We start from the raw sequence: 25,678 nt of genomic DNA, 5'->3' as shown, positions 1-25,678 counted from the left end.
TACGCTTTGATTTAATATGGTTTTAAATGATGTGCTTTGATTTTTACCCTTCTGACAGGGCGCTTACACTCCTTGTGTTAATTATTCATTTATAATGATTTCGGAGTGTTAAAATGTCTATTCCCAACCATGTGTCGACAACGGAAGTTGTGCTATTGGAGCTAGAGATCTTACTCACTATTATTTCGATTGGCGCGTGGGGAGGCTTTGTCAGCTATCTTTTACGCAAAGATAAGACAGAATATAATAGTTCTCATGAAAGTATTAAATATTGCTTAACGCAGATCGTGATTTCCTGCTTCACCAGTTTCTTGTTAAGCGCGATTGCAATCGAAAAAGAATGCAGTTTCAACATTGTTCTGTTGGCGGCAGGCTTAGGCGGTGTTTTCGCGAGTCCGATCTTAAAAATTCTTGGGCGGCGGATTAAAAAAATTATCGAAGGAAATAATTCAGATTAATTATCATTCGCAGTATCAGGCTCATCCGTGAGCCTTTTACGCGTTTTTTTTCAGCCGGGTCTAGGTCACTCTATTCTTGATCCAGCCATAAATAAATTGTTCGTTATTGTGGTTTTTCTCAGCAACGTTTAAGTAGTACGTGCCCTGACTGCAATTGAGGGCTTTCACCAAAACGGCTTCCCCTTCCTGGCCTCGCCAGGCCAAATAATGTTCGAGAGCGGCAAGCGTCCGCGGGCCAATATTGCCATCCACATGAATATCCGGGTAGCGTTTACCTTCGTGATTAAAGACGTTCAACCAGCGTTGCAGCCACGCGCTGGGGTGGTAAGCGCCTATGTTGACTGCCGCATCGCACAGCTCGAAGGAGACTGGCCACGATAGCGTCGAGATGACGTCAAAGCCTGGTTTTATCCAGTAATCCTCTTCGAGAATCGCGTAGGCTTCAGCGTGGGTCAGATCCCGCATATCGCCAGCATAGCCATGCGCTCGCGCCGTGGCTTCGGTAATGCCCCAATGGGTGGCGCCGCCTTTATCTTTAGGGTTAAATACGTAACCGCCTTCAAGCGCAATAATTCCATCTATAATTGGATTCATCTTCCCTTTCCTTCGCTTAGTGAATATGCAGATACATGAGAGAACCTAACGTTACTGAAAATACGGTCGTCAGGGCGGCGATGGTTTGCCGTACAATCTGTTTTTTTCTTCCCTTTGTTTCGCTATCCGTCGCGATAATGGCGATATCACTATTCACTTTGAGACCTTGTCTTGGAATGGTAATAAAAAGATCGTTAATACCAAGCGCTTTAAGGTCACGTCTGATCAAATAGAGAATCTGCGTTAGATTTGCATCATTAACATAGTGGCTTCGACTTCCCCATAACGCAGTGGTTATTTTTTGTCGCTCGATAATCTCCAGATGAGCATTCTCGATGATGAAACTGAGACATTTGGCTCTCATCGCAGTCATTTTAATAACCTGTGAATTTGAGACCGTCCTCAGTTCATATTTACCTTCATTGTAAATGCAGTTGCTATTAATGATATAAGTTTTCATAACGTCTTCCTTTAGAAATGTACATCCTGGTTGTCTGTGGTGACTATATTGTATGAGAAATGTCTTAATCCAATAAATGTCACTGGTTTTATTGTATTGTCATTGTCTATAGCGAGTGTAATCACATTATTTCATTGAAATTAAATGATATTTAATTACATGATAAATGATATTTACTATGCTCTCACCAGAACGGAGTAAGCGGGCGCTGAAAGGTATTGTTTTCTCTTCGATAGACGGTGTTGTTAACCTCATTTTTATGATTTTTATATCATCTAAAAAGATGATGTTTTGTGATTAGCTATTTTTTATGCCTGTAACGATTATGGACCCCGCAGAACGAGCTGCGACAATTTTGAAACGTAAAAGGAAATTTGAAAATGGCTACAAGCAAACTGATTCAAGGCGATACAATTACTGAAACTACTCATGCAGCGAATGGTTTTGACCCTGCAACAAGCGATGATAAAATAAGCTATACTTCCGCTCGTGTTGCGAAACCGGTATACAATAAATATAAAAATTCCACGACTAAACCGAAGGTATTCGGTTATTACACCGACTGGTCACAGTATGACAGCCGTCTGCAAGGCAATATGTCCCAACCGGGCCGTGGTTATGATTTAACCAACGTTTCACCGACGGCTTATGACAAACTGATTTTCGGCTTTGTTGGCATCACCGGTTTCAGAAAAATTGATAAAGAAGACCGCGACGTCGTAGCAGAAGCGGCAGCACAGTGCGGCAAAGTGAAATATGAGCCGACCTTCCTCGATCCGTGGGGCGATTTCCAGTCTTATATCAACCTGGGTTTTGAAACCAGCGGCTGGGATGTTGATCCGAAAACCGTGACCCAGGCTAACGCCAAAGGTATGCTGGGCGCGCTGCGTGATATGCAGGCAAAAGCGAAAGCCGCAGGTCACACGCTGGCGCTCTCCATGAGTATCGGCGGCTGGAGCATGAGTAACGGGTTCCACGAAACCGCCGCTTCTGACTCTTCTCGTAAAACCTTCGCCAAAGGCGTGGTGAAACTGTTCAAACAGTTCCCGATGTTCAGCGAAGTGGATATTGACTGGGAATACCCGAACAATGAAGGGGCGGGCAACCCGTTTGGTCCGGAAGATGGCGCTAACTACGCGCTGCTGATTGCCGAACTGCGTAAACAGCTGGATTCCGCGGGTCTGAGCAATGTGAAAATCTCTATTGCCGCTTCTGCTGTCACTACTATTTTTGACTATGCGAAAGTAAAAGATCTGATGGCTGCCGGCCTGTATGGCATCAACCTGATGACCTATGACTTCTTCGGTACGCCGTGGGCGGAAACGCTGGGCCACCACACTAACCGCAAAGCGCTGGAAGAGGGCGGCTGGGCTGTCGAAACTATCGTTGATCACCTGCTGGCGGAAGGTTTCTCCGCTGACCGTATCAACATCGGTTATGCCGGCTATACCCGTAACGCTCGTCAGGTAGAAATTGAATCCCTGTCGCCGCTGAAAGGTTCTTACAACCCAGGTTCTGGCGTTACTACCGGTTCCTTCGAATCCGGTACCAGCGAATGGTATGACGTCATTTATAGCTACCTGGATCTGGAAAACCAGAAAGGCCGTAACGGTTTCAACGTTTACACCGACCAGGTCGCTGATGCTGACTACCTGTATAGCCCGGAATCCAAACTGTTTTTATCCCTGGATACGCCGCGTACCGTCAAAGCAAAAGGCGAATATGCAGCGAAACTGGGCCTGGGCGGCGTGTTTACCTGGACTATCGATCAGGACAACGGCGTGCTGGTTAACGCCGTGCGTGAAGGTCTGGGTTATGAAATCGAATCTGAAGTTATCGATATGGAACCGTTCTACTTTGAAGGTATCAATGTAGAAAAAGATGAAGAGCAGAGCGACAGCGACGACGCGCAGAAGGTCAACCACGCGCCGAAAGCGGCGATTGAACTGCTGGTCGTAGGCGGATCTACGGTACAGCTGTCTGGCGCAGGTTCTTCTGATGAAGATAACGATGAGCTGTCCTTTAGCTGGGGCGTGCCTTCTCAAATCACTGTGGCAGACAAAACGGCTGAAATCATTGAGGTTGTGGTACCGGAAGTTAGCGAAAAAACAGCCTTCCAGTTCACCCTGTTTGTACGCGACTGCTACAACGAACCGTCCTCTCAACAGCGCTTTGTTCTGACGGCTGTGCCTGCGCTATCTCAGGTTCAACCGGAACCGGAAGAGGAAGAAGAGATTATCGTTCCTGTACCGGACGAGGAAGAAGATACCACGCCGGCTGAGGATGATACGTCAGCAGATGACAAAACGTCACCTTACGCGCAGTGGGATGCTTCTACCGTTTATGGCGCAAACTGGGGTTCTTTCGAAATCGTTAGCTGGAAAGGCCATAACTATCAGGTGAAATGGTGGTCTATGGGCGACCAGCCTGACCTGAACTGCGGTGTCGGCGGTGCATGGACCGATCTTGGCGCTTACTAATACACGGCATTAAGCACGATGTATTGGGCTTCATGATTCAAGCCCCGGTTTACCGGGGCTTTTCTCCACCAGGGACAGAGGAAGAGCAGACCATGACCATTTCCATCCATGCCAGCGCATTTGACGTCAACAGCTGGTATCAAAAAATCACCTTAACCTTCATCAATGAGAGCGGTAATCCGGTCGATATGAACCATGCCGCAATATCATTCACGGCTTCCGGGCACATCGATCCATGGGGAAATAGCGGCGGTACGCTCAAAGGGAACCTGCCGCTTACGCTGAATGAGAGTTCGTATGGCACGCTGGAAACTAACAACATCATCATTAATAACAGCGATGCATTACTTCTTCAGCCGGGCGAACGCGGGACGCTCTCTTTCAGCCTCGCGGCGACGCAGGTGCCGGTAAAAATGTCCGCCATCACCTTGACGCTGGCGTCATCGTCATCCGAAGACGCAGAGTCTGAAACCCCATCCGATCAGGAGACGCCAGCGATACCCGCCGCAGACGAACAACCCGCCGAACCCGATGTGCCGGAAAAGGACAATGACCTTCAGGAACGCGGCCTTACGCTTAACGTTAGCGAGTTGAATACCGCGAGTTGGTATCAACGCGTCACCTTTACGCTGACCAACCTCTACGCTCAGGCGGTAGATCTCAATCAGCTTCAACTGAATTTTACGGCCAGCGCGCACCCCGATCCCTACAGTCCGTTTCAGGGAACAATGCTGGGGAATCAGGCCGTGACGCTGGCCAGCGATGGGGGATGGCCCATCGAGAAGAATACCATCACCATTAATCATGACGGCGCGCTGATGCTGGCGGCGGGGGATACCGTCGAATTACAGTGCTATCTGGCTGCCACGCAGATGCCAGTTGCCATCAGCGATTTGAGCGCGACGTTGGCCCATGACCCTGCCCGTCAGGGAAAAATTTGTGTTCATTTTCCTGCCATGACGCAGACCGTGGCGCTCAAACCGGCGATTGAGCTGCTGTTTCCTGCCGGCGAAACCCGGCGCTTTGTCGGTGAGTGGGGAGAGGTTCTGACAATAAGCGATCTTAGCGCAGGAACGTATCGGCTTACCGTACCGGTACTGGCGAATGATGAGATGCAAATCGCGCCAGTCGAGTCCTCTTTTACCGTTACGCTGCAATCCGGCGGTGCCGCCGCGCAGGTCCAGGTATCCTGTCTGCCAATTGTCCGTTATGCCAGCGCGCGTCTGATGATTGACGCCCCTGCGCTTGGTCATGCGAAATTGACCGTTGATATCGCCGATACTACGCAAGCGGATGAGCGTACCGTCACGCTGATCGCCAACCAACCGCAGTTAATCACCCGGCTACTGGCGGGGCATCATTATACGGTCAATCTGCAGCCTGCGATGATTAATAACCGCTTTATATCGGCCCCCATACAGCTTACGGGGTTTATCCCTGCTGCGGCGCAGGTTGCCGAGGTTGCTGTCGCTTACCAACAGTCAGCGCTCGACACGGCGAGTTTCGTGACGGTGGATGCCACTATACTGGGTCTGCCCGATGGCGTCGCGCCGCAGCGTTATCTGTTCAGCAGCGGTAAATATCAATACTCATTAATGCTGGAGAGCGGCAGCGATCGGCAGACGTTGGCATTACGCTTTGCGCCCGGGCTGTATGATGTTCAGACGGACGACATTTTCATCGACAGCGTGCCGTGGCGCTGTGAACAGGCCGGGCCGCTACGGTTGTTGCAAAAGGTCAACCATGTGGCGCTGGAGTTTCTGCCCGGCGTGACGCTACAGGTAAAAGGTTGGCCTGATTACCTTGCTCATGGCGGCGTGACGGTTAACGCGCCAGAGACGGTTTCTCTTTATCGCGATATACCGTTTAGCGCGTTGTTTAAATACGATGGTTTTGACGGCGGCGGCGATCCGGTCCCGGCCGCGGAGGTTGACGTGAACGGGGATGGTTTTCTGGATTACGCGACGTTACCGATCCATAAAACCGTTGCGCTGGTGCGCCAGATAGAAAAAGAAGCCGGGCGTAGCGTCATGCCGGTAATGGTCATTTATACCGCGAATGCCAGCGGCGGTAGCGCGCTGGCGGATTTACAGGATGCGCAAAAGCTACGTAACCATTTTGGTAACTTTATTACCCAGTGTCTGGCAGCGCAGTCATACAAAGATGAGACGCATCCTGTCCCGGCCACCTTTGTGCTTAACCCGGATTTTCTCGGGGCGCTACAGCAAGGACCGTATGGCTATACCGTAGTACGGCAAAAAAACAGTGTGCCGGTGAATGCCCAACTGGCGGCGGCGATACAAGCATTACCGGCGATGGCTGGCTTTATCGCGCCTTCGTTGCCGACGTTTAGCGACGATCTCTACGGCTATATTCAGGCGGTGAACTATCTTGTTCGTCAGTTTGCCCCGGATGTGGCTTTTGGCTGGCAGACGAATGTCTGGGCGACAGGAACGGCGGACTGGGTGCTGCGCGATACCGCTGATCCGGTAGCTGAAGGGCAGGCGATCGCCGGATTTATTCATGAACTGGGCGTTTACAGCGGAGAATATGCGCCGGACTTTATTGCGTTTGATAAATTTGAGCGTGACTGTTTCAGTCCTGATGCGCTTGCCCACTATGGCTGGAATGCGACATGCTGGCTTAATTACCTGGCGATGGTCAAACAGGTGACGAAAGCGCTGCTGACGCCCGCCATGCTGTGGCAAATCCCAGGCGGCCATATGCCTACAGTAGAAGAGGGCGTCAGTAAAATCAGCGCTGCGCACTTTGCATCCGGCGGAACCTTTTTTATGGGTGACGCCCGCATTGGCAGCGATCCTGACACGCTCTCTTTGCAGCTACTCAATACGGCCTTAAATAGCGCGACTTACGGCGTCCCGACCGTCGGCGACTTTTTACGTAAAGATAAAGGGTATGACTGGGGCCAGATGCAGGCGCTGAACCTACCGGACTTTAACGTCTTTTCGATCTTATGGGGCGGTGGTTCTACTATCAGTATTACGACAATCCATTCTAACGGTGAAGACGGCGGCTGGCTGGCGGATAAAATGGTAGAGTATTATGCTGCTCCACGCTATTTCAGATAATATCACTGCTTATTTGCATTAATCTGGACTATTAGTTTGAGATTCGAAGGCGTGCTCTTTCGAATCTCTTTTCTTGCGCCCCCTGACCTCTCATTCTTTATGCGTAATTCGTTATTAATTTTCTGTAATCATTTTGTATTAAGAATTGTCTTAATCTTAAAAATATTGCGTATTAGTGCGTTGTGAATACAGAAATACTGCATAGTGATGTTATTTATTATTAATTTAAGTAATTTTTGAGAGGTTATACTGTGGCGCTACATTGAGTAGACAACCGTTAATGAAAAAAATGATGAACGACGCTTTTGCTAAAGATAATAATGAGAATTCATTACACTCTTTTCTTTTTTCTCAGCAGGCTAAACCTCACGCGGCGATTGATGCCTTATTTTCGGCCTTGTTGCCATTTGGTCAACCGTTTACGCTGGGTATCGGCGATGAGTTTTATTTACAGGCAAACGATGAACACTACATTGTATTACTGGAGTCAGGCGTTGTTTCTTTCTGTCATAATGACAAACGACTCCATATATCTTCATCGTTTGCGCCATCGGTCGTGGGTATGGTTGACAGCTATGGCGCTACCTATAACGTCCCCGCGCGACCGGAACACTTTTTGCTCGCAGAAACGGTTTGTACCGGTAGATTTGTTCGCCTGCCGGATTTTATAAAAATCGCCGATGAATGCGATTTGTGGCACGACGTGGCCCGTTGTCTGGCTTACCGTCTGATGGTGATGAGCGCGCGCGATCGTGAATTAGTCGGCGTCGATTCTTATCTGAAAGTTCGGGCGCTGCTGACTGAAATCTGGGCTTATCCACAGGCCTACCGGGAAAGCATTATCGTGTTGAATTTTATTCAACGGCGTACCGGGATATCGCGCAGTCGGACCATGAAGATTCTGTCTGAACTAAAAAAAGGCGGGTATATTCATATTGATAATGGGCGGCTGACGGCGCTCGGAAAACTGCCAGTGGCGTATTAATGTACTATACGCAACGATATATTTACATATCTCGACTGAATTTGCCTGATATCGTTAATAGAATGTTTTACTGAAGGTTGTTATGAAGATTATTTTTAAAAAGTCAATATGGCTAAAGGAGATAGGCCGAGCGACTGGTGTAAAGTTAATATAAAACAATAAGTTATGCTTGGTCCTATAAAACCAAATGTCGATGATTGCAACTTGCCGTTGGCTTGCTAATAATTAATAACATCGTTATCTCATTATAACGTAAAGATTAACTCACGACGTTGAGTGGCTGTTTTATTGCCTCTGACATTTATATCAGAACAAGAAGACACTTTTTTTCGCATAAGAAAAAGTCGTGATATTGCTGTGAAGAAATATCAGCAGCCGTTTCGTTAAAAAATCTGATTACCCTCATTTTTATATTTAAAAGGAGCTTGAATGAAAAAGCCTGTACTAGCATTAATGGTCTCTGCAATTGCCTTTGGCGGAATGTTGTCCACCGCGCAAGCGGATACTACAACCGTCACTGGCGGTACGGTAAATTTTGTCGGACAGGTCGTTGACGCCGCCTGTTCTGTTTCCGCTGACTCTGTCGATCAGACCGTGACATTAGGCCAGGTTCGCGCCAGTAAATTAACCGAGGCCGGTATGGTGGCGAATCAAAAAGAAGATTTCACCATTAAACTGGAAGACTGCGATACTCAGACCAGCCAGAATGCGGCGGTGATTTTTAATGGCCAACAGGACGCAAACCAGCCGGGGTCGCTGGCGAATACCGCTGGGGCAGGTTCGGCGACGAATGTGGCATTACAACTTTATGGACCAGATGGCCAGGCGCTGAATATCGGTGAATCGTCCAGTACTGTTACCTTGAACGATGGCGAAAACGTTGTTCCGCTTAGCGTGGATTATATCGCTACCGGTACGGCGACTGCCGGTAATGTTACCGCGACGGCGACATTTAGCATGGTTTATTCCTGATTCCTTATCGGGATTTTTTTCTCGTCTGTTGGGAGGCGAGAAAGGGGCGTTACGCGCGTCACTGCGCGTAACAAACCGACGGCATCAGGATATTACGCAGATGAAAAAAAACTTACCGATTTTCCTTCGATTATTGCTACTGCTGTCGGCGGCCGGCCTGTCGTTTGCCGCGCAGGCGGGAGGCATTGCGCTGGGCGCGACCAGGGTGATTTATCCGCAGGGAAGTAAGCAAACCTCCTTGCCGATTATTAATTCTTCTGCCAGCAATGTTTTTTTAATTCAGTCATGGGTCGCCAATGCCGATGGTTCACGCTCGACGGATTTTATCATTACGCCGCCTCTCTTTGTGATCCAGCCTAAAAAAGAAAATATATTACGTATTATGTATGTCGGGCCGTCATTACCGACCGATCGCGAAAGCGTATTTTATTTAAACAGTAAAGCGATACCCTCTGTCGATAAAAATAAATTGACCGGCAACTCCCTGCAAATTGCGACGCAAAGCGTGATTAAGCTATTTATTCGCCCGAAAAATCTGGCGGAGGCGCCAGCTCATGCCCCGTCGACGCTTCGCTGCCGTAACGAGCGCGGCCAGCTAACGATTACTAACCCTTCGCCGTACTACGTTTCGATGGTTGAACTGTACAGCGCGGGGAAAAAACTGCCGAATACTATGGTACCGCCGAAAGGCGCGATCACTCTCCCGGCGACGCCCGGCCAGGTATCTTTGCGCACGGTAAACGATTTTGGCGCAACGACGCCAGCACGCGTTTGTCCAGCTTCATGATGTTATGCGTAATCAGCTTTTCATGACGCGATATTACTCCAGCGTAACTAAACCCGTATTAACCCCGCTGGCGTTGGCTATCGCACTGGCGCCTGCGCCGGGGTGGGCGGAAAACTATTTCAACCCGGCATTTCTGTCTGACGACCCGTCTGCGGTGGCCGACCTATCTACCTTTTCCCGTAATGCCCAGGCGGCGGGGATGTATCGCGTTGACGTTTACCTGAACAATACGTTTCTCGCGACCAGAGACATTGCCTTCCAGGCGGTGAAGACGACGGGAAAAAGCGCGCCCACCGATGACAGCGGATTACGCGCCTGCCTGACGCCTGAAATGCTTAAAAATATGGGAGTAAACACCGGGGCGTTTCCACTGTTGGCGAAGGCGGCGGCGGGAAGTTGTCCGGATCTCGCCAGTGCGATACCGGCCGCCCGGACCCGCTTTGATTTTGCGCAGCAACGTCTCGACATTAGCATCCCGCAGGCGGCGATGGTTGCCAGCGCCAGAGGCTATATCCCACCGCAATACTGGGATGAAGGTATTAATGCGTTGCTATTGAATTACACCTTTACCGGCGCGAATAGTCAGGATCGGAGCCCAGGCGGCAGTGCGGAGAACAGCTATTTTCTTGGATTGAATAGCGGCCTTAATCTGGGGGCCTGGCGGTTACGCGACTACTCCACATGGAACGCGAATAGCGGCGATCAGAATAGCGACAGCGACTGGCAGCACATCAGTACTTATCTGGAACGTGATGTGGTCTTTTTGCAGGGAGAACTGACGGCAGGCGATAGTTATACCCCCTCCGCATTATTCGACAGCCTTCCTTTTCGCGGGCTACAACTGGCGTCTGACGACAATATGTTGCCAGACAGCATGAAGGGCTTCGCGCCGACCATTCACGGCATTGCCAGAAGCAACGCGCAAGTGACCATTCGGCAAAACGGCTACATCATCAATCAGCGCTATGTGCCGCCCGGGGCATTTACTATTAATGATCTCTATCCCACCGCCGCCAGCGGCGATTTGACTGTGGAAGTCAAAGAGTCCGACGGTTCTATTAATCGCTATAACGTGCCCTATTCCGCCGTGCCGATTCTACAACGAGAAGGGCGGCTGAAGTATGCGGCGACGGTGGCGGAGTATCGTAGCGATAGTAGTCAAAAAGAGAAGGTGAAATTCAGTCAGGCGACCTTGATATGGGGGTTACCGCATGGTTTTACGCTGTATGGCGGAACACAACTTTCCAGTCATTATCACGCGCTGGCGATCGGCAGCGGCGCAAATCTGGGCGACTGGGGCGCGGTGTCGCTGGATGTCACCCAGGCTACCAGTACGCTGGCGGATAATAACACCTACCAGGGGCAATCGCTGCGTTTCCTGTATGCCAAATCGCTTGCACAGTCAGGAACCAATTTACAGCTTATGGGCTATCGCTATTCAACCTCGGGCTTTTACACGCTGGATGATACCACGTGGAAACGGATGAGCGGCTATGACGATGACAGTCGGACTGACAGCGATAAAAGCAGGCCGGAATGGGCGGATTATTACAATCTTTATTATACCAGGAGGGGGAAAGTACAACTCGATATCAATCAACAGCTAGGCGGGTTGGGATCGCTTTTTATTACCGGCAGTCAGCAAAGTTACTGGCACACTGATGAAAAGGATTCTTTGTTGCAGGTGGGATACAGCGATACGCTGGCGGGTATTGCATGGAGCGTTTCTTACAACAATAACAAATCCGCAGGCGATGCGGAGCGCGATCAAATTTTCGCGCTGAATATCTCGGTGCCGCTAAGTCAATGGCTGCAACACGATGATGAGGTCACGCGCCATCACAATGTTTACGCTACCTTTAGCACCAGTACGGACAAACAGCATAACGTTACGCAGAATGCGGGCCTTAGCGGCACACTGTTGGACGAAAACAATCTTAGTTACAACATACAGCAAGGCTATCAGAATCACGGTATTGGCGAAAGCGGCGCCGCCAGCCTGGAATACGATGGCGCGAAAGGCAACGCCAACATTGGCTATAACGTTAGCGATAACGGCGATTACCAGCAGGTGAATTATGGCCTGAGCGGCGGCCTGGTGGCGCACACGCATGGAGTGACGCTAAGCCAGCCGCTGGGCAATACCAATATTTTGATTGCCGCGCCGGGCGCAGCCAATGTCGGCGTTGTCGACCAGCCGGGTATTCATACGGACGCGCGTGGCTATGCGGTGGTGCCGTATGCGACGACATATCGCCAAAACCGTATGGCGCTGGACGTTAACGCCATGGCTGATGATGTCGATATTGATGACGCGGTGACTCGCGTTGTGCCGACCGAAGGCGCGCTGGTTCTGGCCAGCTTTAAAGCGCGGGTTGGCGCGCGTGCCCTGGTAACGCTGAATCATAACGGTAAGCCTGTACCCTTTGGCGCAACGGTGACGGTGAATGATCGCCATGCGGAGGCGATTGTTGACGAGGCCGGGGAGGTCTATCTTTCCGGGTTGTCAGCGCAAGGCGTTCTGCACGTTCGCTGGGGGAACCTGCCGGATCAACAGTGCGTCGCGTCCTATCATCTCTCTTCCTCCCGTCAGATTCTGAGTCGACAACATGCGGAGTGTCATTAAATGAAAATACCTCTTTTATTTGCTCTGCTGGCGGGAAGTGTCGTATCGCAGTACGCCTTCGCAGACGTGTGTAAAAACGTTAACGGCGTGCCTTCCAGTATTAATTACGATTTAACGACCACTCTGACGGCAGAACAAAACCAGGTGGGAAAGACGGTTCAACTGGAAAAAAGCCAGGAAGTTAATGTACAGGCGGTGTGTCCCGCCGGCGCGTCGACCTATAGCCAGACTTATCGCTCCTATGTGTCGCCATATCCGGTCGTAGAAACGAGCGGTAACTGGAAATATTTAAAGCTGGACCCGGACTACCTGGAAGGCGGAATGCGAATTGAGGATTCTTCGGCGGGCGATATCTATCCGCCAATGAACAACGTTCTGATGGGATATGATGAAAATGTGAAAGCGGGTCAACCGTTTTACGTTCGTGACTCAAATCTGGAGTTTCAGCTCAAAATTGTTAAACCGTTCGTCGGCACGGTGAATATTAGTCCTAAGACTATGTTCAATGTTTATGTCATGACCGCCGCAGGCGATCCGCTGACAGATGTCGTATACAGCATTCTTTATAGTGGAACGGTGACCGTACCGCAAAGCTGCGAAATCAACGCCGGACAAACGATTCTGGTGAATTTCGGCGCATTATACAGCGGCAATTTCAACCATGCAGGCCAAAAGCCGGAGGGGGTACGAGCGAAAAAATTCAGCGTACCGGTAAAGTGCAGCGGTCTGGATTCGCAGGTCAATTTAACAATGCGTCTTATCGCTACGCCGGATAGCCACTTTCCCCAGGCTATCGCTTCGGATAATGCCGATGTCGGCGTAGTGGTCGAAACCGATGAAGGAAACGCGCTTATCCCCAATGATGTACAGAGCGTCGCGCCTTTTATCACCGATAGCGCCGGACGCGCTAACATCACATTGCAAGCCTACCCGGTAAGTACAACAGGCGAAACGCCTGCGGAAGGGGCATTTACCGCACTGGCCAGCCTGCGAGTGGACTTTGACTAAATGAACAGATCACACTGCGCTCTTTTTGCCATGGGACTAATGCTGTGTCCGCAAATCAATGCCAGCGCTGACGACCTCGCTTATAACCTCGAATTTACCGGCACTATTGTGGCGCAAACCTGCGACATAGATATCTCCAGCCTCAGTCAAAGTATTGATTTAGGACAGTTTGCGGTTGGCGATTTTCCTTCGACAGGAACAACGACAAAATTTAAGCCCTTTAATATCAACCTCAAAAATTGTTCCCGAGGAATTGCCGGGGCGAAGATCTGGTTTACCGGCGAACCCGATCCGGACAATCCCGCGCTACTGGCGATAACCGATACCGGAATGGGAAGCGGAAACATGTTAGCAAGCGGGGTTGGGGTGGAAATTCTGAATGATGATCAGGATACCATCAGTATCAATAATGCCGACTCGGTGGTCTATCCGTTGAAAGCCGGACGCAACACGCTGTCTTTTTATATTCGCTATAAATCGACCCGGCCGACGGTCACGTCCGGGAACGCGACGGCGGTCATGTATTTCGATATGCAGTATGAATGAGGAGCCATCGTAATTATGCGTAACGATATCCTGTACGGCATCGGGATGCTGCTGGCGGCATCCGGCGTCCAGGCGCACGATGGCCGGGTCTATGTCTCCGGAACCATCACGGACAATACGTGTTCGCTCTCTCCAGGCTCGGAAAATATTAACGTGGCGATGGGCGCGGTTTCTCAACGGCAGTTTTATCGCGCAGGCGACGGTTCCGCATGGCAACCTTTTGCTATCGATTTACAAAACTGCGGCAGCACTGCCAGCGGCGTAACGGTCAGTTTTAGCGGTGCGGCGGACAGTCGTAATACGGATTTATTGGCGCTTACCGCAGGGGAAAGCGACGCTTCAGGCATTGGGATTGCGCTTTATGATCAAAATAAAACCTTAATCCCACTGGGGCAGGAGAGTGATGTGGTAACGCTCAGTCCGGGCCAGGCGTCGGCGCATCTGCAATTTTACGCGCGTTATCTTGCCGATGGCGGCAAGATAACGCCCGGGGACGCCAATGCCTCCGCAACCTTCATTCTTGCCTATGAATAAGTTCTTTTTACGCTGCGCGATATATTGGTGCTTGCTTCCCATATCATGGGCGCAGGCTGGCGTGGTAATTGGCGGTACTCGCTTTATCTATCATGCGGGCGCCCCGGCATTAAGCGTACCGGTAAGTAACCATTCAGAAGCGTCCTGGTTAATTGATACGCATATTTTACCTGGTGGCCGCTGGCCTGGAACCAAAAACGAAGGGAATATCACGCCCTTCGTGGTCACGCCGCCATTATTTATGCTTTCAGCGCGCCAGGAAAACTCAATGCGGGTGGTTTATACCGGCGGACCGCTACCCGCCGACAGGGAAAGTCTGTTTACCTTGAGTATCGCCGCTATTCCCTCCGGTAAACCGGAAGCGAACCGTGTACAAATGGCGTTTCGTTCGGCTTTAAAATTGCTCTATCGCCCTGAGGGACTCGCTGGCAATCCGCAGCAGGCCTACCGGCATCTGATCTGGTCGCTTACCCCCGATGGCGCGACGGTACGCAATCCGACACCCTATTACGTTACGCTCTTTTTATTACGCGCTAACGAGCGCGCCCAGGACAATGCCGGGGTTGTGGCTCCCTTTGCAACGCGTCAAACGGACTGGTGCCGGCACACGGTTCGCTGCACTGTGCGCTGGCAAAGTATTAATGACTATGGGCGGGTAATGCCAGCGCAAACCGTGGATCTGACGCGTATTCATTAACCTATTTTTCAGGCGTCTCCCGATAGCGGGAGGCTTTCCGATCTTATCGAACGAGACTTTTATTATGTATTATCACGCGTTAAAACTTTCCCGACTGGCGATGTTGACGTTGGCAGGCGTTGCCGTATCCGCCTCGGCAATCGCCGCCGATTCTGCCCCGACGTCGCAAATTGGCCCGACGGCGGAAGCCTACATCGTCAGTCATCCGGATAAAGTGGGAGAGGTGGTGGCAACGTACTTGGCCGAACATCCGGAATTTTTGGTCGCCGCCAGTGAGACGTTGCATCAGCGTCAGCAGATTGCGCAACAACAGGCGTATGTTCAACTGGCATTACAGTATCGTGCTGAGTTGCTCAGCAGCAGCAGTCCTTCCGTTGGGCCCAACGAGGCAAAAGCGGCGGTGGTGATGTTCTTTGATTACCAGTGCTCGTGGTGCAGCAAAATGGCGCCTGTGGTCGAAAACCTGATTAAGGCGAACCCGGATACCCGGTTTATTTTCAAAGAGTTTCCTATTTTTTCCTCCCGCTGGCCGGTATCCGGACTGGCGGCCAGAGTCGGCGAACAGGTATGGCTTACCCAGGGCGGGGCGAAATATCTCGACTGGCATAATGCGCTTTATGCCACAGGGAAGGTGGAAGGCGCGTTAACGGAACACGATGTCTATACCCTGGCGCAACATTATCTAACGCCGACGCAGCTGGCCGCCGTAAAAGAAGCGCAAAGCAGCGGTGCAGTACATGATGCGCTCCTCACTAACCAGGCACTGGCGCAGCATATGGACTTTAGCGGCACGCCTGCTTTTGTCGTCATGCCTCAGACGCAAAACGGTGATGTAAAACGGGTGACCGTGATCCCGGGAAGCACGACTCAGGATATGTTGCAAATGGCGATTCAGAAAGCGAAGGGGTGATATTCGCTCAGAGGAGAACGCACAGGAGTGAAAGTAAAATGAAGTCTATGCGTTGCGTCATACCGGTGATTTTACTTTCCTTTATCGTTCATGAAGGGACAGCGAAACCGACCGCTCAGATTCATTTTATGGGATCGGTTGTTGAGGCAGGCTGCTGGAATGACGTGGGAACCTTAGAAATTCAATGCCATAATAAAGAGGGAGTTGAACGTTATATTATTGTCGAGAATATTATCACGCCGATATCGTCTCCTCATGCAACGGTAAAACGAGATTATTTGGATGAAGATAAGCAATTAACAGTGCTACGCATTGTCTATGACTGAACCGCGTAGCAGACCGCAGATGGTGTCCCGTCAGTGTCGTGTGAGGATATTATGAAAAATGTTCTCACCTTCCCGGGACACGGTCTACAGACTTTATCTTCAGATAAACGGCGCTAAAAAGAAAAGCACGATCAATAAAAAAAGAGTGGGAATACCAATGGATATAATTTTATTACATCGGTGAGTATGATATTGAATAGCTTGTGGCGGTATGTCAGCAGCGTCAATGATAAATCTTTCATCGATTTTTATCCCCTGTCTGGGGAGCGTAACGAACAGTTCGAAAAGCCCGATTTGTTGTAAATCTCGTCGCAGCAGATAAAGAAGTTGCGTCAAATTAGCATCGCTAACAAATTGACTTCGCTCTCCCCAAACTGCGTACGCGACACCTTCACGGATAATCAATTCCTGATGTGCGTTTCCTATTAAATAGCTCAGGCACCGGGCCCGCATAAATGTCATTTTGAACGCTGCATTGCTGCGCAAGGACGTGATTTCCCTTAATGATTCATTGTAAATAAACTCATTATTTATTTTATGCTGTCTCATGATTACTCCATTTGTGCTTTCAGGCCATGACATCCCACTTGTTCCGTATAGTCAGCATCGTTGCAACGTGTCCGCTATGCTATGAGCAAGGATAGGTTGGGGCGACAGGCCTGAAAAATCAACTGTCATTAAATTGGCTAAATTGTTTAAGTGAAATAAATGTTATTGTTTTTGTATTCTTTCTATAAGCATGTTGATTCTGTTTTATCAATATTTAATGAGGTATGCATATAACGTGTCGTTTAAGGATTCTCAAACCATGTTTTTGAGCGGTAAATAATATTTATATCATTATTTTTTATTCAGTTGATGAGAACTGTCTGTTGTGATTCATTAATTTGAAAATGCGGTTAGTTACAAAAAAGGACATGAAAATAATATTTTGCCACCGTTTATGCTTAATTTTATTAAGTGGTGCTATGATTTTAGGTTAAGCATTTTTATGTGCTTGAATGATAATTTATGTTACCTGGTATAACGTTTATTTCGGCCTATTGGTCGGTCTTATGGATGCTATAGGATATAGGTAAAAAGAACTAAATAAATATTCGATGATGACTTGCTTTCTCAGGATGAAATTTTATGAGAAGATGGCGATATAAAATATTTTTATGATTTTTTTTGTTATTGCGTTATACATGATAACTATGCTGAACATCTTCGGAATATTACGTTGGACGGGCAGAGAAATTGCCTCTGCATTGCAGAAGTCTCATAACGTATAGTCTGGAGAGCATTATGTATGTAAACCAACAGTCCTCACTCGCCATGCCTGCACCAAGAGCGCCGATGAATCAGAAAATTGATACCGATAACGCGATGGTGCAAAACCATAACGCCATATACCAACAGCTCCTCGACCAAATTCGTGAGGACAATACATATACACATGCCGTTATTACCCTTAATCCTTATGGCACCGCGCCGTTAAGCCTTTATCCTGGTGTCTGAGTTGAAAGCAGCGAACCGGGTATCGTGGAGTTTCTGGTTTTTGACAACGGTAATTATCGTTTCCGCGAAGATAATATCAATCTGCCGCCACCGGGTAACGACCGCATGAGAGTTGTTTTATTTACTGATGTCGTCAACACGCATGGTGTGATCCGGAACGATGTTATTGATATGTTCCATATAATCAGCAATTGCCTGCGAGGTTTACAGCCCTTTAATGTCTTTGACATTTTTACCTTTCGTGAAGTCAAATCCGCCACGGCCTTTACCGATAAAGGAGTCAGCGCGACGGTACTGAATGTCTTGTCTGCGACCTGTTTACCTTTGATATCAAATTCGACAATACGCTGTCCCAGCGGTTTTGTGTTGTAGTGTTTGAATTTGGCCGTTTTCGACACATGCAGCATGCCGTTCTTCGGATCGGCTGCATGAGACATCATCGCCTTCAGATCGTTACCGCTAACTTCCACGTTCATTACGTCGTTAGTAAAAGGATACATACTCAGAACATCGACCATCAGGTAATCATCGTCATATCAATAATGGTGTGATGGAGGGCACCGTTGTAGTGATGGCTGAGCTGGCAGGTTTTCAGGTATTGCTTACAGCGATAGAGTTGCACTCCTGAGGGGGAAATGACCGTTCGGATCACCCCCTGAGTTACGGAACAGCGGGGCAAATCACATCAATCTTTGCTATCAGTTATCCAAAAGGTAAAGCTTAGTACAACACTAAATCTGCGGTATGACCTAAAAAGATGAAGTGTTGATTTAATAATAAACATTGAGTTATTTTTTATAAAAAAACATTTCTCGACACATTATTTTTAAATAATTTTATCCTGCGTGATGTGAGATTTATATCACTATTCTATAACTAGATTTGGTTAAACTTCGACACCGGAGTAAAACATATTCATTGATGAATAAAATATAACTATGGGAAATATATTCAATGTCTCTGATAAAGCGAACAGTATTATTTAGTCTCTTACTTACAATATCTACTGTTTTTAGCCATTCTGTACATGCACTGGAATATAAGAATTCATTTGGATCAATTAATGCCGGTTATGCTGACTGGAATAGTGGATTCGTCAATGTACATCGTGGGGAGGTGTGGAAAGTAACTGCTGACTTTGGTGTCAACTTCAAAGAGGCAGAATTCTATTCATTTATTGAAAGCAACGTGTTAAATCACGCGGTTGCTGGAAGAAATCATACTGTTTCTGCCATGACTCATGTACGACTCTTTGATTCAGATTATACTTTCTTCGGTAAGATATATGGTCAATGGGATAACTCATGGGGCGATGACCTCGATATGTTTTATGGAGCGGGGTATTTAGGTTGGAGCGGGAGTTGGGGGTTCTTCAAACCCTATATTGGTCTGCATAATCAATCTGGTGATTATGTCTCGCAGAAATATGGGCAGACAAGCGGCTGGAATGGCTATGTTATTGGCTGGACTGCAGCCTATAATTTTAATTTATTTGGTGAAGATTTTGTTTTATCTGACTGGAATGAAATCGAACTAGATAGAAATGACGCTTATACGGAGCAGCAATTCGGTCGAAATGGATTAAATGGTGGATTAACACTGGCATGGAAATTTTATCCCCGCTGGAAAGCTACTGTGACATATCGTTATTTCGCGAACAAACTAGGTTATGACGGATATGGAGACCAGATGATTTATATGGTCGGATATTCATTTTAAATAAAATCAAAGGAGTTGAAATGAAAAAAACAGTCATTGCCAGCATGATTGGACTGGCGCTTTGTGCGACAAGTACGTTATCTGTCGTGCACGCGGCTGCCGAAAAACGCCCGAACTTAGTTTTTATTGTGGCAGATGATCTTGGCTATGGTGATTTGGCGACTTACGGTCACCAGATAGTGAAAACCCCGAATATTGACCGCCTGGCGAAAGAAGGGGTCAAATTCACTGAATACTATGCGCCGGCTCCTTTGTGTTCTCCTTCCCGCGCCGGGATGTTAACAGGCCGTATGCCCTTCCGCACCGGTGTACGCTCCTGGATCCCTGAAGGTACTAATGTTTCTATTGGACGTAACGAATTGACCATAGCCAATCTGCTGAAACAGCAGGGTTACGATACCGCGATGATGGGTAAACTGCATCTCAACGCCGGGGGCGATCGTACCGATCAGCCGCAGCCGAAAGAGTTAGGTTTTGATTACTCGCTGGTGAACCCGGCTGGCTTTGTGACCGATGCTACGCTGGATAATGCCAAAGAGCGCCCGCGTTACGGCGTCGTCCACCCAACCGGCTGGATGCGTAACGGCAAACATATTGATCGTGCCGATAGCATCAGCGGCGAATTTGTCAGTTCTGAAGTGGTGAACTGGCTAGATAACAAGAAAGACGACAAACCGTTCTTCTTATACGTTGCCTTTACGGAAGTTCACAGCCCGCTGGCCTCGCCGAAAAAATACCTTGATATGTATTCACAATACATGAGCGAATACCAGAAGCAGCATCCCGATCTGTTCTACGGCGACTGGGCGGATAAACCGTGGCGCGGTACCGGTGAATATTACGCCAATATCAGCTATATGGATGCGCAAGTCGGCAAAGTACTGGATAAAATTAAAGCGATGGGGGAAGAAGATAATACCATTGTCATCTTCACCAGTGATAACGGCCCGGTGACGCGTGAAGCGCGTAAAGTCTACGAGCTGAACCTCGCAGGCGAGACTGACGGTCTGCGCGGACGTAAAGATAACCTGTGGGAAGGCGGTATTCGCGTTCCGGCAATTATCAAATACGGTAAACACATTCCACAGGGCGTCGTTACCGATACGCCGGTGTATGGTCTGGACTGGATGCCGACGCTGGCGAACATGATGGATTTCAAACTGCCTACTGATCGTACATACGACGGGCAATCGCTGGTTCCGCTGTTGGAGCAGAAAACGTTAAAACGTAATAAGCCGCTGATCTTCGGTATTGATATGCCGTTCCAGGATGATCCGACCGATGAATGGGCGATCCGCGACGGCGACTGGAAGATGATCATCGATCGCCAGAATAAACCTAAATATCTCTATAACCTGAAAAAAGATCGGTTCGAAACGCTGAACCAAATTGGCAAACAGCCTGAAATTGAAAAACAGCTGTATGGCAAGTTCCTGAAAATGAAACAGGACATCGATAACGACTCATTAATGAAAGCCCGTGGCGACAAACCAACGCCGGTGACCTGGGGCTAAAAGGATAATTATAAAAAATTAAGTATGCCACTTAGGGCTCTGCCCGCCTGATTCAGCGCCCTCGTGCTGAGTCAGGTTCTTTTATTTTAGGGATACGGAAAATATGCAACGGAAAAGCTGTCAGGTAATGATCAAACCGACCGGGTCGGTGTGTAATCTTGATTGTAAATATTGCTTCTATCTGGAAAAGGAAATGCTCTATCCCGATAGAAAAAACCATTACAAGATGACGGAAGAAACGCTGGCGTTGTTTGTGCAACAGCATATTGCGGCGCAGGATGTGGATGAAGTGATTTTTGCGTGGCAGGGTGGGGAACCGACGCTGATGGGGCTGCCATTTTACCGCCAGGCGGTAGCGCTCCAGCAACGTTATGCTAATGGAAAAGCCATCGTTAATACTTTTCAGACCAATGGCATTCTGATTGATGATGAATGGGCGAGATTCTTCAGGGCGCATGACTTTCTGGTTGGTATTTCGATTGATGGCGATGCGGCGCTGCACGACGAATGGCGGGTAACTCGCGCAGGGCAACCTACCCATCATAAAGTTGAACAGGCGATAAAATGCCTGGCGAGTCATGGCGTTGAATTTAATACTCTCACGGTGGTGAGTCAGAGCAATATGCTGCACCCACAGCGGGTTTATGCGTATCTGAAATCTATCGGCAGCCGCTATATGCAGTTTATTCCGCTAGTGGAAAGAGCAGCAAATAAAGACGGAATGCTGGCGCATCCGCAGGACGAGCAAACCGCAGTAACCCCCTGGTCAGTGGACGGATTACAGTTTGGAAAGTTCCTGAATGCCATTTTTGATATCTGGATCCGCGAAGATATTGGTGATATCGGCATTCAACTCTTTGAACAAACGCTGGCGGCATGGTGTGGACTCCCCCCTCAGGTTTGCGTTTTTGCGCCCGTTTGCGGTAGCGCTTTTGCAATGGAAATGAATGGCGATGTGTATAACTGCGATCATTTCGTTTACCCGCAATATAAGCTCGGCAATATTAACGACACGCCGCTACGTCAGATGAATAATAGCGCGAAAAACCAGCAGTTTGGTCTCGATAAAAGCCGCACGATGGCGCAGGAATGCCATACCTGCCCGTGGCAATTCGCCTGTTATGGCGGTTGCCCTAAACACCGCTTTTTGCCTTCGGCTTGCGGACCGATGAAGCAAAACTATCTTTGTGCCGGCTATCAGTGCTTTTTCTCTCATACCGCGCCGATGATGAAAGCGATGAAAACCCTTTACGTAAATAACCTGTCACCGGCGGAGATCCGGTCTGTTTTTTTTAAGTAATGCTCAAGGAGGAACGCATGTTTGCCAATATTAATGTGGACTGCTGTAAAACGCCGGGATGTAAAAATCTGGGCGTGTTGAACAGTCCGGATTATGTCCGCCAGGGAAAAGATGTTCTTTGTCGGGAATGTGGTTTCCTGTTTCCTGTTATTTCCGCTGGGGCGTTAAATCTTTTTCGCCACACGGTAAACCGGGGATGGAAAGGCCTGGTCAAACAGTGTCCTGCCTGCGGCAGCACCTCATTAAAGAAATACGGCTTCTCGACTCAGGGCGAACACCGCATGGCGTGTAGTCAGTGTCGGAAAACGTTCATCGTCCCCGAAAAGGCAAAAAGCGATTGCCGACAGGACGAGCTGGCAACCCTAATTGAGGAAGGGACGTCGCTTGCCGGGATCCGCTCACAGCTGAAATTAGACAGCACAGGCCTTAACCGGGCGCTGTTTAAACTATCCCGTAATGCAAACCTTGCCGAGCGATGCCAGCAGTTTCCGGCCTTCGATATCGCACTCAGCACCCGCGCTTTCCGGGTGAACTATAACGGTGGAGACAGCAGCCTGTATGTTCTGGTGACGGCAGAAGAACAAAGCGGAAGGGTGGTGGCGATTTTGTCAAATTATTCAGCACAGCCGCTGGATAAAGCCTGGCAGTATCAGTCGTATTATGAAGAACGGCTACCTCCGGGAACGCTGGCGCATATGGTGCAACGTAAGGAAGCGATTACAGCGCGCCGCGAAACTTTATTTGATATCGATTACGGCCCGGCCTCGTTATATAAGAATGACTCCGGAATGATCGTAAAGCCGGTGTTGCCTGCCTACCGCCATTTTGAACTGGTGCGGATGCTGACGGACGAACGCTCCTTAAACGTTCAGCATTACCTCGATCATGAATGCTTTATTCTGGGGGGATGCATGATGGCGAATATGCCGCATGTCCATCAGGGCCGTTGCCATATTTCATTTGTCAAAGAACGCGGTACGACGCCGCTGCAAAAAGATATTCCGCCACGCCTGTTTTTAAGCGGCGGTATCCGTAACAATGTCTGGCGTACTTTTTCTACCCGCGATTATGCTATGGCGGTGTGTAATCTCACCGGTAATAAAAAAATTACCCAGCAACGTTATGCTACGTTACAAGGCGCGACGGCGTTCATTAATTATCTGTATGCGCATCCTTTTTTGGCGCAGCTTAATCGTCTGTCACCGGCAAATGTGACGGCAACGCTGGATTATCTGAAGTATGAATATAATCAATCCCGTAAGGTCGGATAACGCATCGCATGCCGTGTGATAGAGCTGAGTCGATGGCTTTTGATTATCAGCCCAACCCTCTCCAGCGTATCTATTTCGTTGTTCCAGCAAGGAACGACAACGATATACTGGAGAGATCATGGGGCCGTTCAAACATCAAAAGAATACGCTTCCTGCCCCGTGTCTTGCCGTCAATCAGAGGCTTGATAAGCAAAATGCGATGGTGCTCAACCATACGGCGATTTATGAGCACAGCCTCAGCCAGATTACAGAAAGTAATACAGTACAAAATGCGCTGATTATTCTTAATCCGCTTATGGCCGCGCCATCTCTTGCCAGCCTGGCGAGAGCGATATTATCGATCCGCAGGCGGGCAGCGAGGCGATGGGGCTGCTAATTTTACAAGAGATTGCGCCTACGGAGAAAACCGTGCTTTTTGAAGCGACCATGACGTCAGGTTACTACAAAAACGCGGAAACGAACGGGGAAGGCTATCGCTACGATATTACCAGTTTCCGGGTGTATAAAATGGATCTGTACGCGTAGCGGTCTATCATCAATGACTGACTGCACTAAAAAAGTCCGGCGTAAGTCGGACTTCATTTCGTAAAAAACGAGCTATTCATCATATATAATCTAATTTTAACGATGAGTCAGGCGAGGTAAGATAGTAGATTCGAAGAATTCACCTGATTGAGAGAATAAAAAGTGAAACATCTGCACCGATTTTTTAGCAGCGATGCCTCTGGGGGCATCATTCTCATCATCGCCGCTGCGCTGGCTATGCTGATGGCCAATATGGGCGCGACCAGTGGATGGTATCATGATTTTCTGGAGACGCCGGTTCAGCTACGGGTTGGGGCGCTTGAAATCAACAAAAACATGCTGTTGTGGATCAACGATGCGCTGATGGCCGTGTTTTTCCTGTTGATTGGCCTGGAAGTTAAGCGCGAACTGATGCAAGGCTCGTTAGCCAGTCTGCGCCAGGCCGCTTTTCCGGTGATTGCCGCCATCGGCGGGATGATTGTACCGGCATTGCTCTATCTGGCCTTTAACTACTCCGATCCGGTCACTCGCGAGGGCTGGGCTATTCCTGCCGCGACGGATATCGCCTTTGCGCTGGGCGTGTTGGCGCTGTTGGGCAGCCGGGTTCCGCTGGCGCTGAAAATATTCCTGATGGCGCTGGCGATCATCGATGATCTCGGCGCCATCGTTATTATCGCACTGTTTTATACCAGCGATCTTTCTATCGTCTCGCTGGGCGTGGCGGCGTTCGCGATTGCCGTGCTGGCGCTGCTGAACCTGTGCGGCGTCAGACGGACAGGGGTATATATTCTGGTCGGGGCAGTGCTGTGGACGGCGGTACTGAAGTCCGGCGTTCACGCGACGCTGGCAGGCGTCATTGTCGGCTTCTTTATTCCGCTGAAAGAAAAACACGGTCGCTCGCCGGCGAAGCGTCTGGAGCATGTTCTGCACCCGTGGGTCGCGTACCTGATCCTGCCGCTCTTCGCTTTTGCGAATGCCGGCGTTTCTCTTCAGGGCGTCACGATTGACGGTCTGACCTCCATGCTGCCGTTGGGAATTATTGCCGGTCTGCTGATTGGTAAGCCGCTGGGGATTAGCCTGTTTTGCTGGCTGGCGCTGCGTTTCAAGCTGGCGCATCTGCCGCAGGGGACCACTTATCAGCAAATCATGGCGGTCGGCATTTTGTGTGGCATTGGCTTTACGATGTCCATCTTTATCGCCAGCCTGGCATTTGGCAATGTCGATCCGGAACTTATTAACTGGGCGAAATTGGGCATTTTGATTGGTTCATTGCTCTCCGCAGTGGTGGGGTATAGCTGGTTGCGCGCGCGTTTGAACGCGCCGGCATAATCAGTACGAAGGAAAGGGGGAGCGATGTATCGCTCCCTTGCGACATTG

At 49.1% G+C, this 25,678-nt stretch carries 23 protein-coding genes and 3 pseudogenes; 21 read left to right on the top strand and 5 right to left on the bottom strand.

Annotated elements, in window-relative coordinates:
- Positions 1-113 precede the first annotated feature (113 nt).
- Positions 114-458, top strand: coding sequence for a phage holin family protein (locus ABVN44_RS06535; protein ID WP_000026889.1), 345 nt, complete (start codon positions 114-116; stop codon positions 456-458).
- 60 nt (positions 459-518) lie between these two features.
- Here ABVN44_RS06535 and ABVN44_RS06530 read toward each other — a convergent pair whose 3' ends face one another.
- Together ABVN44_RS06530 and ABVN44_RS06525 are read right to left on the bottom strand one after the other, a co-directional pair.
- Positions 519-1,052, bottom strand: coding sequence for a glycoside hydrolase family 108 protein (locus ABVN44_RS06530; RefSeq protein WP_001068132.1), 534 nt, complete (start codon positions 1,050-1,052; stop codon positions 519-521).
- A 16-nt stretch (positions 1,053-1,068) separates the two neighbouring features.
- Positions 1,069-1,512 (bottom strand): transcriptional regulator, encoded by a 444-nt coding sequence (locus tag ABVN44_RS06525; protein WP_000860681.1) that lies wholly within the window; start codon positions 1,510-1,512, stop codon positions 1,069-1,071.
- Positions 1,513-1,892: 380 nt separating this feature from the next.
- Here ABVN44_RS06525 and ABVN44_RS06520 point away from each other — a divergent pair, with 380 nt between their 5' ends.
- The 12 genes from ABVN44_RS06520 to ABVN44_RS06465 all read left to right on the top strand — a co-directional run bounded on the left by ABVN44_RS06520 (position 1,893) and on the right by ABVN44_RS06465 (position 16,472).
- Positions 1,893-3,992 (top strand): glycosyl hydrolase family 18 protein, encoded by a 2,100-nt coding sequence (locus ABVN44_RS06520; RefSeq protein WP_023232156.1) that lies wholly within the window; start codon positions 1,893-1,895, stop codon positions 3,990-3,992.
- 92 nt (positions 3,993-4,084) lie between these two features.
- Complete coding sequence (locus tag ABVN44_RS06515; RefSeq protein ID WP_023232155.1) at positions 4,085-7,081, top strand: hypothetical protein; 2,997 nt, start codon at positions 4,085-4,087, stop codon at positions 7,079-7,081.
- 280 nt (positions 7,082-7,361) lie between these two features.
- On the top strand, positions 7,362-8,066 hold the full coding sequence (locus ABVN44_RS06510; RefSeq protein WP_000738619.1) for a winged helix-turn-helix transcriptional regulator: 705 nt from the start codon (positions 7,362-7,364) through the stop codon (positions 8,064-8,066).
- A 429-nt stretch (positions 8,067-8,495) separates the two neighbouring features.
- Positions 8,496-9,038, top strand: a complete 543-nt coding sequence (locus tag ABVN44_RS06505) for a fimbrial protein BcfA (RefSeq protein ID WP_023232154.1) — start codon at positions 8,496-8,498, stop codon at positions 9,036-9,038.
- Positions 9,039-9,138: 100 nt separating this feature from the next.
- The gene (gene bcfB, locus ABVN44_RS06500) at positions 9,139-9,825 is read left to right on the top strand and encodes a fimbrial biogenesis chaperone BcfB (protein WP_000739906.1); all 687 of its coding nucleotides are present in this window, start codon (positions 9,139-9,141) and stop codon (positions 9,823-9,825) included.
- Between the two features lie 4 nt (positions 9,826-9,829).
- Positions 9,830-12,451 carry a fimbrial usher BcfC gene (bcfC, locus tag ABVN44_RS06495; RefSeq protein WP_048349004.1) on the top strand — a complete coding sequence of 874 codons (2,622 nt, stop codon included), beginning with the start codon at positions 9,830-9,832 and terminating at the stop codon, positions 12,449-12,451.
- Entirely contained in the window at positions 12,452-13,459 is a 1,008-nt protein-coding gene (locus tag ABVN44_RS06490; RefSeq protein ID WP_000701245.1) for a fimbrial protein BcfD, read from the top strand.
- The gene (locus tag ABVN44_RS06485) at positions 13,460-14,005 is read left to right on the top strand and encodes a fimbrial protein BcfE (protein ID WP_001082038.1); all 546 of its coding nucleotides are present in this window, start codon (positions 13,460-13,462) and stop codon (positions 14,003-14,005) included. It abuts the gene before it with no gap.
- A gap of 15 nt (positions 14,006-14,020) precedes the next feature.
- Positions 14,021-14,539 carry a fimbrial protein BcfF gene (locus ABVN44_RS06480; RefSeq protein ID WP_001243233.1) on the top strand — a complete coding sequence of 173 codons (519 nt, stop codon included), beginning with the start codon at positions 14,021-14,023 and terminating at the stop codon, positions 14,537-14,539.
- Positions 14,505-15,236 carry a fimbrial chaperone BcfG gene (gene bcfG / locus ABVN44_RS06475; protein ID WP_001135034.1) on the top strand — a complete coding sequence of 244 codons (732 nt, stop codon included), beginning with the start codon at positions 14,505-14,507 and terminating at the stop codon, positions 15,234-15,236. Before ABVN44_RS06480 ends, bcfG begins: the two co-directional genes overlap by 35 nt.
- Positions 15,237-15,300: 64 nt before the next feature.
- Positions 15,301-16,146: a DsbA family protein gene (locus tag ABVN44_RS06470; RefSeq protein ID WP_000291393.1), complete on the top strand. Its 846-nt coding sequence runs from the start codon at positions 15,301-15,303 to the stop codon at positions 16,144-16,146.
- A gap of 38 nt (positions 16,147-16,184) precedes the next feature.
- The gene (locus ABVN44_RS06465; protein ID WP_000839833.1) at positions 16,185-16,472 is read left to right on the top strand and encodes a hypothetical protein; all 288 of its coding nucleotides are present in this window, start codon (positions 16,185-16,187) and stop codon (positions 16,470-16,472) included.
- 99 nt (positions 16,473-16,571) lie between these two features.
- Here the strand turns inward: ABVN44_RS06465 and ABVN44_RS06460 are convergent, their stop codons facing one another.
- Entirely contained in the window at positions 16,572-17,021 is a 450-nt protein-coding gene (locus ABVN44_RS06460) for a transcriptional regulator (RefSeq protein ID WP_039517481.1), read from the bottom strand.
- Between the two features lie 789 nt (positions 17,022-17,810).
- Here ABVN44_RS06460 and ABVN44_RS06455 point away from each other — a divergent pair.
- A complete protein-coding gene (locus tag ABVN44_RS06455) occupies positions 17,811-17,972 on the top strand; it encodes a hypothetical protein (protein WP_001658456.1) in 162 nt (53 codons plus the stop codon).
- A gap of 117 nt (positions 17,973-18,089) precedes the next feature.
- On the opposite strand, the pseudogene ABVN44_RS06450 reads toward ABVN44_RS06455, so the two are convergent.
- Positions 18,090-18,484: pseudogene (locus ABVN44_RS06450) on the bottom strand (5'-nucleotidase C-terminal domain-containing protein); the annotation flags it as partial.
- A gap of 14 nt (positions 18,485-18,498) precedes the next feature.
- Positions 18,499-18,671 (bottom strand): annotated as a pseudogene (locus ABVN44_RS06445) (IS1 family transposase); the annotation flags it as partial.
- 255 nt (positions 18,672-18,926) lie between these two features.
- Here ABVN44_RS06445 and ABVN44_RS06440 point away from each other — a divergent pair.
- From ABVN44_RS06440 to nhaA, 7 genes and pseudogenes are all read left to right on the top strand, one after another.
- Positions 18,927-19,691: an outer membrane protein OmpK gene (locus ABVN44_RS06440; protein WP_000052612.1), complete on the top strand. Its 765-nt coding sequence runs from the start codon at positions 18,927-18,929 to the stop codon at positions 19,689-19,691.
- Between the two features lie 20 nt (positions 19,692-19,711).
- On the top strand, positions 19,712-21,205 hold the full coding sequence (locus ABVN44_RS06435) for a sulfatase (protein ID WP_000754367.1): 1,494 nt from the start codon (positions 19,712-19,714) through the stop codon (positions 21,203-21,205).
- A gap of 103 nt (positions 21,206-21,308) precedes the next feature.
- Entirely contained in the window at positions 21,309-22,505 is a 1,197-nt protein-coding gene (locus ABVN44_RS06430; protein WP_001519625.1) for an anaerobic sulfatase maturase, read from the top strand.
- Positions 22,506-22,522: 17 nt separating this feature from the next.
- Complete coding sequence (locus ABVN44_RS06425; RefSeq protein WP_393954255.1) at positions 22,523-23,776, top strand: cytoplasmic protein; 1,254 nt, start codon at positions 22,523-22,525, stop codon at positions 23,774-23,776.
- Between the two features lie 118 nt (positions 23,777-23,894).
- On the top strand, positions 23,895-24,152 hold the full coding sequence (locus tag ABVN44_RS06420) for a hypothetical protein (RefSeq protein ID WP_000528983.1): 258 nt from the start codon (positions 23,895-23,897) through the stop codon (positions 24,150-24,152).
- Positions 24,074-24,301 (top strand): annotated as a pseudogene (locus ABVN44_RS06415) (arylsulfatase); the annotation flags it as partial. The gene ABVN44_RS06420 and the pseudogene ABVN44_RS06415, both read left to right, overlap by 79 nt.
- 162 nt (positions 24,302-24,463) lie before the next feature.
- Positions 24,464-25,630, top strand: a complete 1,167-nt coding sequence (nhaA, locus tag ABVN44_RS06410; protein WP_000681340.1) for a Na+/H+ antiporter NhaA — start codon at positions 24,464-24,466, stop codon at positions 25,628-25,630.
- Positions 25,631-25,678 lie beyond the last annotated feature (48 nt).

This window comes from Salmonella sp. SJTUF15570 (genome assembly GCF_043357055.1).
GTDB classification, from domain to species: domain Bacteria; phylum Pseudomonadota; class Gammaproteobacteria; order Enterobacterales; family Enterobacteriaceae; genus Salmonella; species Salmonella enterica.
Note: the sequence above shows the minus strand (reverse complement) of the source record. Positions and strands in the feature narration are given on the sequence as shown.